Source organism: Thermoanaerobacter sp. RKWS2 (assembly GCF_026240795.1).
Classification (GTDB): domain Bacteria; phylum Bacillota; class Thermoanaerobacteria; order Thermoanaerobacterales; family Thermoanaerobacteraceae; genus Thermoanaerobacter; species Thermoanaerobacter ethanolicus.
Window position 1 is genome coordinate 765,667 of record NZ_CP110888.1, and the last position, 14,146, is coordinate 779,812.

The following is a 14,146-nucleotide window of genomic DNA, read 5'->3' on the forward strand; positions in this document are numbered from 1 at the left end:
AGATGAAGAAAATACCCTATGGGATGTCCAATTTCAGAGCAATGAGAGAAGAAGGATACCTGTATGTAGACAAAACGATGTATATAGAGAAGATAGAGAACTTAAATAGCAAATACCTGTTTTTCATAAGGCCGAGGAGGTTTGGGAAGAGTCTATTTCTTTCTACATTAGAGAACTATTATGACATAAACAATGAGAAAGACTTTGAGAAACTATTTGGCGACTTATATATAGGGAAGAACCCAACAAAGCTAAAGAACAGTTATATGATACTCAAACTGAATTTTTCAGGCCTAAACACAGAAAACAAAGACCAACTAAAAGAGTCCTTTTTGTTAAGTGTGAAAAATTCAATAAATGCTTTATTAGGCAGATACGAGGGTATATTAGAAAATACGGAAGAAATAAGGAAGAAAATTGACCAAATAACTGATATAAATGCAGTTATAATGACGATAATAAATGAAGTAAAAAAAGTAGGTAAAAAGATATACCTAATAATAGACGAATATGACCATTTTGCCAATGACATAATAGCGATGGGTGAGAGTGAATTTTACAGAGAGATAGTGAGGGCATCAGGTTTTGTAAGAGACTTTTATGAGACATTGAAGATAGGGACAGAGAGTGTAATAGACAGGATATTCATAACAGGGATATCCCCGATAATGCTGGATGACTTAACGAGTGGATTTAACATAGCATTAAATGTCACAATGGATTTAAGCTTAAATGAGATGCTGGGATTTACAGAAGAAGAAGTAGTGAAGATACTAGAAGAAGTAGGGATAGAGGAAAAAGAGAATTTAATAAATAACTTAAGGGAATTATACGATGGCTATAAATTCAACAAAAATGCCAAGACAAGGGTATACAATCCAGACATGGTACTATACTTTTTAGCACAATACAAAAACACAGGAGGATATCCAGAGTATCTAATAGATGACAATGTAAAGACAGACTATGGTAGGTTAAACAGACTTACGATGAATGAAGAGAACAGGGCATTATTAGAGAGAATCATAAAAGAGGAAGGGATAGTAGCGGAGATAGTAACAAAATTTTCATTTGACAGAATGTACGACGAAGAATACTTTGTATCACTGTTATTCTATATGGGATTACTCACGATAAAAGATAGTGTATACAACGTAACAAAACTTACCATACCAAACTACATAATAAAGACAATATTTTGGGAATATTTTGAGAAAAAATTAAAAGAAGAGAATAACATAAAATACGAGACAGAAGAGATAGCGAAAGCCACATGGGAGATGGCATTTCAAGGAGATATTAAACCTTTTGTAGAATTTATTAGCACGAACATATTAAATAGATTATCAAATAGAGACATAGTAAAATTTGATGAAAAATACATAAAAGTAATACTGTTTTCTTACTTAACCATAAGCAATGTTTACAGGCCAATAAGTGAGAGGGAGACAGAAGGAGGGTATATAGACATATACTTGGAGAGGGACATAAGGATACCGGATGTAAAATACGAGTGGTTAATAGAGCTAAAATACATAAAGAAAAGTGAGAAAGACAAAGTAGACAAGATAAAAGAAGAAGGTATAAAGCAGCTTAAGAGGTATAGAGAAAGCAGAGGGCTAAAAGAGAGAAAAGATGTAAAAGAAGCACTGCTTATATTCATAGGAAAAGATGAGTACCAAGTAATTGAAGTGTAGATCAAAACGTATGTTCCAATTTCTTATTAAAATTTCATATGATGGCGTGGCTTTTTTTGAAAAATATAGTAAAGAAAAATAATAAATGGTTTTAAATGTATTAAAATTTTTAATAAAAGGTATTTGTATTATCTTGTGAATTATGTTACAATATTTACAAAGTGATGTAAATATGAAAGGAAAAGATGTTTTGGAATTATTAAAAATATCGAGACCTACATTAACCAAAGAAGAAAAGTTCAAAGAATAAAAAAGCACACTGTGTTGCGAATCCGTCTTGTGTCACAAAGAAAATAGAAATTCCGGAGGAAATACTTATAAGCCTTAGAAAAAGTGAAGATGAGTTTATAGCTGAGCTGAAAAGAACAGCAGCAGTGAGATACTATAGGGAAAGAAAGCTTTCTCTGGGGCAGTGCGCAGCACTTGCTGAAATGAGTGAGGAAGAATTTATAAAATACCTTGCAAGCTTTGACACAAGTATTTTTTCCTTTGATGATAAGGAAGAACTTTTGGAGGACATTAAAAATGCCTAAAGCCGTTGCTAATTCAACGCCAATCATAGTTCTTTCCAATATAAACAAAATTGAAATTTTAAAAAAGCTTTATGAAGTTGTTTACGTACCTTATGGTGTTTTTGAAGAAGTAAGTGACTGTCACTGGGACGTTAGGAGTATTAATAAAAGCAAAAGAGAAAGGCCTTTTAAAAGAAATAAAGCCTTTACTGGATGAGATAATACAGAAAAAGTTTTTATTGATAAAAAATTGTATGATGAAGTTTTAGAAATTTGTAAAGAAAAGTAATGCATCGTCAGATGTTTTATTTTACAAAAATTTGAAATGAAAGCAGATCTTCCTGTGGCATTTTTATAATTTATATCTAAGATGATAAAATGCTAGAACCGAAAAAAGTTGTTCGGGAAAGAGGGAGTTTTATCTCTACAACAGTTAAAGTTTTCCATTACTATATAGGTTTAAATTTTGGGATAAACCAGCTTTCATCTCCCCACTGAATTGGTGGGGATTCCCGCGGGTTTATCCTAAAATTTTGCTAAAAATTTATAAAAAATTTCCTTAAAAAAGAAGGAAAATAGTATTTTATGTCGAATATATATTAATTGGATTGGTTATCCATTTTTTTTGACATGATCCGATAGGACTTATGAGGCTGTTTCGGCGCCCATAAGTTCTATTGGTGGTAATATAGATACAGAAAGCGGAGGCGGTGCTTTTTAAGCACTTGCGCCCGCACGGCGAAGCATTGGCTTTTTTAATCTTTAAAATGATATAATAATAGGTGAAGTATAATGGGGAATGGTGAAAATAAAAAAACTTTAAACAATCAACATGATAAAGGCTATAATACCTACTTTCTCATAAAAAAGTATTCATACAGCTTTTAAGAAGTTTTGTCAAAAAGTTTGGGTAAATGAAATAGATGAATCCAGTGTAATGCGCATAAACAAATCTTTTATATTGCAGGATTTTAAAAATAAAGAAGCTGATCTGATTTATCGAGCGAAATTGAAAGATAAAGATGTTTTCTTTTACATATTGATGGAATTGCAATCAAAAGTCGATTTTCAAATGCCTTACAGATTGATTCTATATATAATTGAAGTTTGGAGAGAAATCCTTAGAGATATACCGTTGAAAGAACAAAAAAGAAAAGATTTTAAATTACCGGCTATTATTCCAATTGTATTGTATAATGGAATCAATAAATGGACTGCTTCTTTAAGCTTTAAGGAAACGATAGACTCATACCAATTGTTTGGCGAAAATATAATAGATTTCAAGTATATTCTAATTGACGTAAACAGATATAATGAAGAAGAACTTTTACAGCTGTCAAATTTGATAAGCAGTATATTTCTATTGGATAGAAAAATAGACAAGGAAGAGTTGACAGAAAAATTGGGGAAATTAGCAGATGTTTTAAAGGACATATCGGAAGAAGAATTCATAATACTTAGAAATTGGCTTTTCTCAGTTGTATCGAGATTTTTACCAGAGGATAAAGAAAAAGAGATAAAAGAAATTTTAGTACAAAGTGAGGGGGTGGAAGAGATGATTTCAAATTTAGAACGAAGCTTAAGAGAAGAGTTTAGGAAAACGAGAAGAGAAGGATTAAAAGAAGGACTTAAAAAAGGGAAGTTGGAAGGCTTAAAAATAGGAAAAATGGAAGGGAGAATGGAAGGCAAAATAGAAGGAATACGCATGGTAGTGTTTGAGCAACTCAAGGAAAAATTCACAGATATTCCAGCAGAATATTTGGAAGGTATTGCAAAATTGGATGATAAAACTTTACTTCAGTTAGCAAAAGATATTTTAAAGATAGAGAAATTAGAAGAGTTGAAGAAATATATATAAATTGAGATGAGTTTGAATTATTTTCTCTTACCTAAGGGAGAGAAAGCGAGAAAGAGAAACTAATTATACGAAATCATAATTTAGTATAATTGGGTGGATGGGGGAGTTTTTTATTTTTATGTTTTAATTACTTAAAGTGAAATAATAGCTAATAAACTTATACAAATAAGATGACAATTAAGTCCCAAAGAGAGACTCAAAAAATAAAATAATGTTTTAATTTTTCTACCGTAGATCAATTGGATTCTTTTAATTGGGTAAATGCAGAATGGTTGGATACATATGAGTTTGTAAAAGAAAGGAGTTTTATTTTATAAAATGAATAATTTAGTATCAGTTATTGTTCCTGCTTATAATGCCGAAAAATACATAGGTGAAGCTATAAAATCTGTGCTTAGTCAAACATATCCTTATTTTGAACTAATTATCGTAGATGATGCTTCGACTGATAGCTCTGTGGAGGTAGTTCGTTCATTTAATGATGATCGAATCCGACTAATTCAGCATGATAAGAATCGTGGTCCAGGGGCTGCTCGCAATACTGCTATAGAAGCTGCTAAAGGAGAGTGGATGGCAATTTTAGATGCTGATGATCAATGGTTGCCGGAAAGACTTGAGAAGTTGATGAAAATTGCTCTAAAAGCAGGAGAAGAATACTTCATTGCTGATGATTTATTATTGGTTTTTGATACTCCTTCTGGGCTTAAAGTATGGGGGAGTTCCTGGAAAATATATTACAAATTTAACTGCAAAGGAGAATTTAAAGATATAGATTTAGAAAAATTTGCACAACTTAGTTTTCCGGGGATAAAGCCTTTAATTCCATTAAAAAAGATAAAAAACTTGAATATATGGTTTCCAGAAGATATTTATTTTGGAGAAGATTTATATTTTTGGATACAACTACTTAAAAATGGGCTTAAGCTCCGGTTAGTATGTGAGAGCCTTTATCTTTATAGAATAACTCCGGGTTCCTTGACTGCCAATCCAAATAGACTAGAACATCTTATAAAGATGAATGAAAGACTTCTCTTGGAAGAAAATTTTTCGGACAGAGAGCGAATTATATTTGAAAAACAGTTAGAAAAGATTAACAAAGAAAAAGAATACAATACTTTTGCTACTTTATTGAAACAGAAAAAGTTTAAAGAAGCATTATCTTTAGGAATAAAAAAACCAAACTTATTTGGCAAATTATTATGGCGATTACCCAAATCGTTACGTTATCGAACAGCTTTGTGGCTGAATAGGGGGAAAGATAGATGAGGAGCTTAATGGAAAACTACAACAACAAATTAATATCATTATTTCTTCCTTCTCTACGTGGTGGTGGAGCAGAACGGGTTATGTTAAATTTGGCAAGAGGATTTGCAGAGAAGGGCTATAAGGTAGATTTAGTTCTCGCTAAGGCAGAAGGACCATATCTTTCACAAGTTCCGGATAATGTACGAGTGATTGACCTTAAGAGCCCGCGAGTTTTATACAGTCTACCTGGATTTATTCGATATTTGCGTCAAGAAAGGCCTCACGCTCTATTATCAGCATTAGATCATGCTAATATTATAGCCTTGTGGGCAAAAAAATTATCGCGTGTGCCAACCCGAGTAGTAGTAAGTGTACATAGTACCATCAGTAAAGCTAGTGCCAATCCTAGAATTTTACGGGAAAAGCTCACTCCACTGTTTATACGTATCTTTTATCCTTGGGCAGATGCAGTTGTTGCTGTTTCAAGAGGGGTAGCTGATGACCTTATACGGCTTACCAATTTACCTCGTGAAAAAGTCCATGTAATATACAACCCAGTAATAACTCCTGAACTTTTTACTAAAGCTGATGAACCTTTAGATCATCCTTGGTTTGAATCAGGTGAGTCTCCTGTGGTAATAAGTGTAGGCAGATTAACTCCTGCAAAAGACTATCCTGCACTTATTAAAGCTTTTGCTTTAGTGCGCAAAGGAATGCCAGTACGTCTTATGATTTTGGGGGAAGGAGAAGAAAGACTCAAACTTGAAGCTTTAATTAGAGAGCTTGGATTAGAAAGGGATGTTGATTTACCTGGATTTGTAGATAACCCTTATAAATATATGAAACGTGCGGCTGTATTTGTTTTGTCATCTCAATGGGAAGGATTACCTACAGTACTTATTGAAGCTTTGGCTTTAGGTATACCTGTAGTTTCAACAGATTGTCCTAGTGGGCCAAGAGAGATTTTAAATAACGGTGAATATGGACGATTGGTGGCACTGGGGAATGAAAAAGAACTTGCTCAGAATATAAAAGCAACTATTTATGAAGGAAAGAAGAAAATCGTAACTGATAGCTATAAACTATTTCAACTAGACACAGTACTTCACCAATATGAGGAGGTATTATTTTTTAAATGAAAAGTATTTTATTAGTAAGCTTTACGATAATAATTTCTTTGATTATAGGTATTTTAATAGTTTTGTTATCAAATTTGGATGGAGGAATAATTTTATTAATAACTTTCTTGATTTTTAGTTTTTCTGGTTTGACTATATGGCTGAGATATCGTAATCACGGAGCAAATGATCCTCTTTTACTTTTTACAACAGTATTTCTCTTGTATAACGGTGTTCTTTCTTTACAGGTAGCTTGGGAATTTGCTAATGGCAGAGAACCACTGCTATTATATCCCGTGACTTTTTCTTACAATACATTTTTAGAAGCCTCGATTACAAGCTGTCTGGCATCGGCAGGACTTTTAGTGGGTACTGTATTGATAATGTTATTTTCAAGTAAGAAAAGCCTCGCTTCTAGGACTTATATAACCGAAATATCTTCTTCATTTTTTAAAATCGGTTTATTTGCTTTTTTGTTTGGTTTGTTACTCTTTTTCCTTGATTTTCAAAGGATAGGCGGGTTTGTATATGCATTATCTTTAGCACGTGGCGTGAGAGGAATGCTTCTTTCAAGTTTAAGAGGGAATTTGCCATATGCGCCTTTTGTTTTTGTAGGTTTAGCTATGGTTTGGGCTGATTATTCCTATCGAAGAATAGGTAAATTTTGGCCATATCTTTTATTAGGTATTTGGATTCTGCTTATGCTGTTACAAGGAGACCGGAGATTTTTGACTTATGGAATTTTAATCAGCTTTTTCACATATACAGCGATACGCTATCCTAAATTGCAGATTAAAGGCAAATACATCATTTTACTTGCAGTACTGTTATTGACTTTTTTCTTCTTTGCCCAGATTCGTTGGATGTTTCCTTTGATACTTGCTGGAAAAATGAGTTTAGGAGAAACTTTTAAATGGATACAAAATAACTTTTCTTTAGATTGGTTTATACCTGGAAAAAATGAGTTTGCTGGTCCTTATTTTACCTTGCTTTACAGTCTTCAATATTCCTGGCCTAAAGAAGCTCCATTATTAGGAACAACTTATTTGCAAGCTATTCCCAATTTATTGCCAAGGAGTTTATATCCAGGAGAAAAGCCATTGGGAATTTCTCAAATTTTTGCTATCTTTATTCATCAAGAATATATGCCAACTAGAGAATCTATTATTGGTTGGGGATATAGTCCTGTTGCAGAAGCTTATAATAACTTTGGTTTTTTAGGACCATTTATTGTTTTTTTCATTTTTACCATTTGTTGGGAATTAATTAGTCGCTTGAGATTTAAGGACAAAAAAGGTTTAATAATTTATTCTTTGCTTATTCCGCAGGTACTAAATCTCAATAGAATAGACTTTATGTGGGTTTTTCAAGAAGGGATGTATTTTGTTGTTGTTGGGTTATTGTTACTAGTTTTACGCTCAATTATGTCAAGTATTAGGTTATCAACAAAATATTTCGGTTATAAATCTCACAATAACATAATAAAACAAAGTAAGGTGTTCAGATATGCAAAAAACTAAAGTTACTTTTCTTATTACAGGCCTTAATTACGGCGGTGCAGAGACACAGCTTGTGCATTTAGCTGTTCGCCTTAAAAAGCGAGGCTGGGATGTGCAAGTAATTTCTATGATTTCTCCCGTCGCTTATGTAGAAGAACTTAAAAGAGAAGGAATACCTGTTTATTCTTTAAGAATGCGACGAGGTGTGCCGGATATAAGAGGACTATTTCGATTGGTAAAGATTTTGCGACGTGAAAGACCTCAAATTCTTCACTGCCATATGGTTCATGCTAATCTCTTAGGAAGGATTTCCAGAATTTTTTTAAAACTCCTATACTTATTTGTACAGCTCATAATATCATTGAAGGAGGGAGAAAAAGAGAAATTGCATATCGTCTTACTGATTGGTTATGTGATTTAACTACACAAGTTAGCCGTGCAGGATTGGAAAGGTATGTACAAATAGGGGCGGTACCTTGCCATAAAGTAATACATATACCTAATGGGATTGATACTGAAATATTTAAACCTGATTTAGAAGCACGAACTCGTTTAAGAAAGGAATTAGGGATTGAAGACAAATTTGTATGGTTGGCTGTGGGGAGATTTGAGGAAGCCAAAGATTACCCAAATATGTTAAATGCTTTTGCTAAGGTAGTTTTAGAGAGAAATGATTCTGTACTTCTAATTGCAGGACAGGGTTCGTTAATGGGAAAAGCCAAGCATTTAGTAGACGACTTGAATATTACAACTCATGTTTATTTTTTAGGAGTGCGTAAAGATATTCCTGCTCTAATGAATGCTGCTGATGCATATGTTATGTCTTCTTCTTGGGAAGGTATGCCCCTTGTGCTTTTAGAAGCTTCTTCTGTAGGTTTGCCTATAGTAACTACAGATGTTGGAGGGAATAGAGAGGTTGTTATAGATGGAAAATCTGGCTTTCTTGTTCCTCCTAAAAATTCAGAAGCTTTAGCTCAGGCTATGTTGAAAATGATGGATTTACCTGAAAAATTAAGAAAATCAATGGGGCAAGCAGGACGCAAATATATTAAAGAAAATTACAGTTTAGAACATGTAGTTGATATGTGGGAAGAATTATACATAGAATTCACGAAAAATAAAGGGGTAAATAAGTAAAAACAAGCTTGAGATGAAGGAAGTTCAAAATACTAAGAAATTAGAATAGTGGTGATATTTCATGAAAAAAATCTTATTTATTGCAACTGTTAAATCTCATATTTTAAATTTTCACATTCCTTTTATACGATATTTTCAAAATAAAGGATATGAAGTTCACACAGCTACAAAATTAGGGAATAGGCAGGGTGAGCTAAAAAATTTAAATGTTATATGTCACAATATTGATTTTTCACGTTCTCCTTATTCTTTGAGTAATATAAGAGCACTAAATCAATTAATAAAAGTAATGAGAGAGAATAAATTCTCATTAGTACATGTACATACTCCTGTTGGGGCTTTTTAGGAAGATTGGCAGCGAAAATTACAAATACAAAACCTGTACTTTATACAGCCCATGGATTTCATTTTTATAAAGGAGCTCCTTTAAAAAACTGGCTTATATATTACACAATGGAGAAGATAGCTGCTCATTGGACAGATGGACTTATAACTATGAATGAAGAGGATTTCGATATTGCGAAAAAATTTAAACTGAGAAGAAAAGATGTAGTGTTTTATGTACATGGCGTTGGTATAGATATTGAAAGATATTCTAGAAATGATGAAGAAAGAAGAAAAAAGTTGAGGGGAAAATTAGGGTTTTCAGAAGACGATATTTTGATATTGACTGTAGCAGAAATAAATACTAATAAAAATCATATGCAGATAATTGACGCTATAAAGACTTTTAAAAATTACAGTAATATTTACTACCTTATTGTAGGTACAGGTGAAAAGGAAAAAGAATTAAAAAATTATGTTTTAATCAGCAATCTAGGAAACAGAATAAAATTTTTAGGATATAGAGAAGACATTCCAGAGATTTTAAATATTATTGATATTTTTGCATTAACATCTTTACGGGAAGGTCTTCCAAGAGCTATAATGGAAGCAATGACAGCAGGTAAACCTATTATTGCTACAAATGTAAGAGGAAATAGAGATTTAGTTGTGGATGGTGTTAATGGGTACTTGGTTCCTGTAAATGATGTAGAAGCAACAGCTAAAGCAATTACAAAATTAGCCTCAAATAAAAATTTAAGATTAAGAATGGGAGAAGAGGGTAGAAAAATTATACAAGATTATGCTATTGAAAAAGTTTTAAAAGAAATGGATGAGATATATAGCCTGTATTTGTAACTAATAAGAATTTTTTTGAGGTGAGGAAAATGAATAATTTTGCCGAAGACTTGACGTATTGGTATTTTCGCTTAAATGGATTTTTCTTATTACAAAATTATGTATTGCATAACATTGGAGAAGGAGAAGAAAGAGGAACAGCAGATAGTGATTTACTGGCAATTAGGTTTCCTTATGTTTACGAAGAGATTGGAGGACAAAGTAACGACTGGGATAGAGAAAAATTTTCAGAATGGGGATTTGATATTGAAAAAGTTAATTTGGCTTTGATTGTAGAAGTAAAATCAGGAGAAAATGTGAAGAGAAGTGAAATAGAAAAATCTTTTTCTTCTAAAAGACTTAAAACTGCACTTTATCGTTTTGGAATTTTCCCTCGAGATGATGTTCAGCGTATTCATGAAAATTTGGTAGAACAAAAGTATGTAAAGGAATCTTCTTGGATTATAGCTAAAGTATTAGTTACGGAGAAAACAAGGGAAATTAAAAAGACCTGGCTTGATCTAAGTCTTGATGAGATAGACAAATTTATCCATAAACGGATTAGATCTTATTTGCATGATAAATATGCAGATCGTACGTATTTCACGAGTATTCTCATTCAATATATTGCTTGGAAGAATAAGAATAGGATTTTAAATGATTGGTGAGATAGCTTTACCACCACTTCCGCTAAGGAAGGAGGGAAGTTTTATGGCAAGAAAATTTTCTGATAGGACAATGGCTATTTGTGGAAAGATTTTATCTGAACTTTTTTCAGACGCAGAATTGCAAAATTTTTTTCTAGGTTTGGTCTACTTGATATTTATCGTCGTTTACCCCAAGGTACAGGGAAGTTAAAACGAATTCAAGAAGTTATTGCTTACCTTAATCAACTTAATATCACTGAAAACAAAGACAAGATTTGGGATGATATTGTTATAGAAACGGTTAAAACAATTAAGCAAATAGAAGAGAGAGCACCGGGTTCGAGTCTGGTAATGGAGAACATAAGGAAATTAGAAGAGTGTTTAGCACTAGATGGGTATCAAATTGAAAATGGAAAGATAATTAAGGATTTGCCTGCATCCACAGAAACTACACACATACGAGATAGACTTGAACAAAAATTAGTTGATTTAGGTTGGTTTGTCCCTTTACAACATTTCCAAGATGCTCGAGAAAATTACGCTGAAGAGCGGTGGGCGGCGGCTAATGCGTCTATTCGTTCTTTTCTCCAGGCGATATTTGATAATATAGCAGAGTATATGCCGAATTTTCCTAAAGAAGGGTTAGTTCCTGGAGGAGAGAGACGCCAATTTCTAGAAACAATAGGGTTTTTAACTAAGGAAGAGGCAGAGTTAGTGCGTGCTCTTTTTAAAATTCTTGGCACCAAAGGTTCTCACCCCGGCCTTTCGGACGAAAGTGATTGTTCCTCAAGGATTTTGATGTCTATTGGAATTGCTTGGCGATTCCTCTCGCGATTTTTAGAAAAAGGGGGACGTTATTCTTGAGGTTAATTATAAAAAGATTAATTGACATTTTTGTATCTCTTTTTCTATTAATTGTTTTGTCACCTCTGCTAATTATTATATCCTTAATTATTTTTATTACGATGGGGCCTCCTGTTATATTCAAACAGACAAGACCGGGGTTTAAAGGAAAGCCTTTTACAATATATAAGTTTAGGACAATGAGTAATAAAAAAGATAAATATGGCAATCTTTTACCAGATGAGAAACGCCTAACTAAAATAGGTAGATTTCTTAGAAGTACAAGTCTTGACGAATTACCGGAATTATTTAATGTTTTAAAAGGAGATATGAGCTTAGTGGGGCCAAGACCCTTACTTATGGAATATTTGAATTATTATACAGAAGAACAAATGAGACGTCATGATGTAAAGCCAGGTATAACTGGTTGGGCACAAGTAAATGGACGCAATAATCTTTCTTGGGAAGAGAAATTTAAGCTTGATGTATGGTATGTAGATAATTGGAGTTTATGGCTGGATTTTAAAATATTATTTTTAACACTTATAAAAGTGATAAAGAGGGAGGGCATTTCTGCTGAAGGTTATGCTACAATGCCCAAATTTACAGGGAGTAAAGATTAAGAAGTGAAAGGATAGTGAAATATGTTAAAAGATCTATTTATTATTGGAGCAGGTGGTGTTGGTAAAGAGGTTGCTTGGATTGTAGAAGAAATAAATAGTGTAAGTCCTACTTGGAATACTGTTGGCTTTATTGACGATAATAAGGATTTTCATGGTAGAACTATAAACGGGGTAAAAGTGCTAGGAGGAATTGAGTATTTATTAAGTCTTAAGAGGAAGATTTATACTGTATGTGCAATTGCAGATTATAAATCTAGAAAAAGAATTGTTACAAAACTAGAACATTATGACCATATAGAATTTGTAAACATAATTCATTCATCTGTTTATATCTCAAAAACAAATCATCTTGGTAAGGGGGTAATAATATATCCAGGTTGCATATTAACCACGAATATAAAAATAGGGGACCATGTTATAATAAGTCCCAAATGTGGCATTGGACACGAAACTTTTATTGATGATTTTGTAACTTTGCTTTGGGATGTAAATATTGCAGGAAATGTAGTGATAAATGAAGGATGTTTAATTGGTTCAGGTGCTACAATAATACAAAACAAACAAGTTGGGAAAGGTGCAATTATAGGTGCAGGGGCAGTCGTTGTTGATGATATACCGCCTTATTGTACAGCAGTGGGAGTTCCAGCAAAGCCAATAAAATTTCATGAGGAGGCAAAATAAATGAAAGTTCCTTTGTCAAAACCGGATATTACCCAGAAAGAAATTGATGCAGTCGTAGAGGTTTTGAAGTCAGATATTTTAAGTATTGGACCCAAGATAGAAGAATTTGAAAGAAAGATAGCTGATTACGTAGGGAAAAAATATGCGATTGCAGTAAATAGTGGGACAAGCGCTTTGCATTTAATAGTAAGGTCCTTAGGGATAAAAGATGGAGATGAAGTTATAACTACACCTTTTACTTTTATAGCCTCTGTAAACTGTTTTTTATTTGAAAGGGCAAAGCCTGTTTTTGTGGATATAGATCCAGACACACTGAACATGGATATTAACAAAATAGAAGAAAAAATAACAGAAAAAACCAAAGCAATTTTAACAGTAGATGTTTTTGGGCAACCAATGGACATGGAGAAGGTAAATGAGATAGCTAAAAAATATGGACTTAAAGTTATTGAAGATTCTTGCGAGGCGTTAGGTTCAGAATACAAAGGTATTAAAGCGGGAACATTGTGTGATGCAGGTGCTTTTGCTTTTTATCCCAATAAACAGATTACAACTGCTGAAGGTGGGGTAATTGTTACAGATAATGAAAAAATTGCACAGCTAAGTAAAAGCATGAGAAGTCAGGGAAGGCCTATCACGGGATTATGGTTAGAACATGAGAGGTTGGGCTTTAATTACCGTCTTAGTGAATTACATGCTGCTCTTGGAATAGTTCAGTTAGAAAGGATAGAAGAGATAATTAAGAGGCGTTCAGAAATAGCTGAGAAATATAATGAACGGTTGAAAGATGTCAAGGGAGTTAAAATACCATACATTGCTCCTGAAGTAAATAAGATGAGTTGGTTTGTCTATGTGATAAGGGTAGATGAAAACATAGACAGAGATAAGGTTATGCAGTATTTAATTGACAATGGTATAGGTTGTAGACCTTATTTTACGCCAGTACATTTACAATCTTACATAAAAGAATTAACTGGCCATAAAGAAGGAGATTTTCCTATAACAGAGAAAGTGGCAAGATCTACAATAGCTTTACCTTTTTTCAATAAAATAACGGATGAACAAATTGATTATGTAGTCGATAAGTTAAAAGAGGCGATAAAGATATATAGTAGGTAAATGGGA

The 14,146-nt window shown here is 33.0% G+C and carries 15 protein-coding genes and 2 pseudogenes; all 17 read left to right on the forward strand.

What is annotated here, in order from left to right:
• The first annotated feature begins 2 nt into the window (after positions 1-2).
• The 17 genes and pseudogenes from OEI98_RS03825 (at position 3) to OEI98_RS03905 (ending at position 14,140) form a co-directional block, all read left to right on the forward strand.
• Positions 3-1,697, forward strand: a complete 1,695-nt coding sequence (locus tag OEI98_RS03825; protein WP_004397363.1) for an ATP-binding protein — start codon at positions 3-5, stop codon at positions 1,695-1,697.
• Between the two features lie 356 nt (positions 1,698-2,053).
• Entirely contained in the window at positions 2,054-2,230 is a 177-nt protein-coding gene (locus OEI98_RS03830; protein ID WP_231368338.1) for a UPF0175 family protein, read from the forward strand.
• 113 nt (positions 2,231-2,343) lie between these two features.
• Positions 2,344-2,478, forward strand: a complete 135-nt coding sequence (locus OEI98_RS03835; RefSeq protein WP_228378935.1) for a DUF3368 domain-containing protein — start codon at positions 2,344-2,346, stop codon at positions 2,476-2,478.
• A gap of 523 nt (positions 2,479-3,001) precedes the next feature.
• Positions 3,002-4,067, forward strand: a pseudogene (locus OEI98_RS03840) (Rpn family recombination-promoting nuclease/putative transposase).
• Between the two features lie 318 nt (positions 4,068-4,385).
• A complete protein-coding gene (locus OEI98_RS03845) occupies positions 4,386-5,333 on the forward strand; it encodes a glycosyltransferase (RefSeq protein WP_266039692.1) in 948 nt (315 codons plus the stop codon).
• The gene (locus tag OEI98_RS03850; protein WP_266039694.1) at positions 5,330-6,451 is read left to right on the forward strand and encodes a glycosyltransferase; all 1,122 of its coding nucleotides are present in this window, start codon (positions 5,330-5,332) and stop codon (positions 6,449-6,451) included. The genes OEI98_RS03845 and OEI98_RS03850 overlap by 4 nt, the downstream gene beginning before the upstream one ends.
• The gene (locus OEI98_RS03855; RefSeq protein ID WP_266039696.1) at positions 6,448-7,950 is read left to right on the forward strand and encodes an oligosaccharide repeat unit polymerase; all 1,503 of its coding nucleotides are present in this window, start codon (positions 6,448-6,450) and stop codon (positions 7,948-7,950) included. The genes OEI98_RS03850 and OEI98_RS03855 overlap by 4 nt, the downstream gene beginning before the upstream one ends.
• Positions 7,937-8,350, forward strand: coding sequence for a glycosyltransferase (locus OEI98_RS03860; RefSeq protein ID WP_266039698.1), 414 nt, complete (start codon positions 7,937-7,939; stop codon positions 8,348-8,350). Before OEI98_RS03855 ends, OEI98_RS03860 begins: the two co-directional genes overlap by 14 nt.
• Before the next feature lie 23 nt (positions 8,351-8,373).
• The gene (locus tag OEI98_RS03865; RefSeq protein ID WP_266039701.1) at positions 8,374-9,066 is read left to right on the forward strand and encodes a glycosyltransferase; all 693 of its coding nucleotides are present in this window, start codon (positions 8,374-8,376) and stop codon (positions 9,064-9,066) included.
• A gap of 61 nt (positions 9,067-9,127) precedes the next feature.
• A pseudogene (locus OEI98_RS03870) lies at positions 9,128-9,498 on the forward strand (glycosyltransferase); the annotation flags it as partial.
• Positions 9,499-9,561: 63 nt separating this feature from the next.
• Positions 9,562-10,248, forward strand: a complete 687-nt coding sequence (locus OEI98_RS03875; protein WP_266040554.1) for a glycosyltransferase — start codon at positions 9,562-9,564, stop codon at positions 10,246-10,248.
• 50 nt (positions 10,249-10,298) lie between these two features.
• Positions 10,299-10,895 (forward strand): hypothetical protein, encoded by a 597-nt coding sequence (locus OEI98_RS03880; protein WP_266039703.1) that lies wholly within the window; start codon positions 10,299-10,301, stop codon positions 10,893-10,895.
• 43 nt (positions 10,896-10,938) lie between these two features.
• Complete coding sequence (locus OEI98_RS03885) at positions 10,939-11,085, forward strand: hypothetical protein (protein WP_266039705.1); 147 nt, start codon at positions 10,939-10,941, stop codon at positions 11,083-11,085.
• Between the two features lie 140 nt (positions 11,086-11,225).
• Positions 11,226-11,738 (forward strand): hypothetical protein, encoded by a 513-nt coding sequence (locus tag OEI98_RS03890; RefSeq protein ID WP_266039707.1) that lies wholly within the window; start codon positions 11,226-11,228, stop codon positions 11,736-11,738.
• On the forward strand, positions 11,735-12,340 hold the full coding sequence (locus tag OEI98_RS03895; RefSeq protein ID WP_266039709.1) for a sugar transferase: 606 nt from the start codon (positions 11,735-11,737) through the stop codon (positions 12,338-12,340). Before OEI98_RS03890 ends, OEI98_RS03895 begins: the two co-directional genes overlap by 4 nt.
• A 21-nt stretch (positions 12,341-12,361) precedes the next feature.
• Positions 12,362-13,021 (forward strand): acetyltransferase, encoded by a 660-nt coding sequence (locus OEI98_RS03900; protein ID WP_266039711.1) that lies wholly within the window; start codon positions 12,362-12,364, stop codon positions 13,019-13,021.
• Positions 13,022-14,140, forward strand: a complete 1,119-nt coding sequence (locus OEI98_RS03905; RefSeq protein ID WP_266039713.1) for a DegT/DnrJ/EryC1/StrS family aminotransferase — start codon at positions 13,022-13,024, stop codon at positions 14,138-14,140.
• The last annotated feature ends 6 nt before the right edge of the window (positions 14,141-14,146 follow it).

Coding starts and splice junctions, on each gene's coding strand:
- OEI98_RS03885 (WP_266039705.1), top strand. CDS start 10,939: ATGGCAAGAAAATTTTCTGATAGGACAATGGCTATTTGTGGAAAGATT.
- OEI98_RS03845 (WP_266039692.1), top strand. CDS start 4,386: ATGAATAATTTAGTATCAGTTATTGTTCCTGCTTATAATGCCGAAAAA.
- OEI98_RS03905 (WP_266039713.1), top strand. CDS start 13,022: ATGAAAGTTCCTTTGTCAAAACCGGATATTACCCAGAAAGAAATTGAT.
- OEI98_RS03850 (WP_266039694.1), top strand. CDS start 5,330: ATGAGGAGCTTAATGGAAAACTACAACAACAAATTAATATCATTATTT.
- OEI98_RS03890 (WP_266039707.1), top strand. CDS start 11,226: ATGGAGAACATAAGGAAATTAGAAGAGTGTTTAGCACTAGATGGGTAT.
- OEI98_RS03860 (WP_266039698.1), top strand. CDS start 7,937: ATGCAAAAAACTAAAGTTACTTTTCTTATTACAGGCCTTAATTACGGC.
- OEI98_RS03900 (WP_266039711.1), top strand. CDS start 12,362: ATGTTAAAAGATCTATTTATTATTGGAGCAGGTGGTGTTGGTAAAGAG.
- OEI98_RS03855 (WP_266039696.1), top strand. CDS start 6,448: ATGAAAAGTATTTTATTAGTAAGCTTTACGATAATAATTTCTTTGATT.
- OEI98_RS03875 (WP_266040554.1), top strand. CDS start 9,562: ATGAATGAAGAGGATTTCGATATTGCGAAAAAATTTAAACTGAGAAGA.
- OEI98_RS03825 (WP_004397363.1), top strand. CDS start 3: ATGAAGAAAATACCCTATGGGATGTCCAATTTCAGAGCAATGAGAGAA.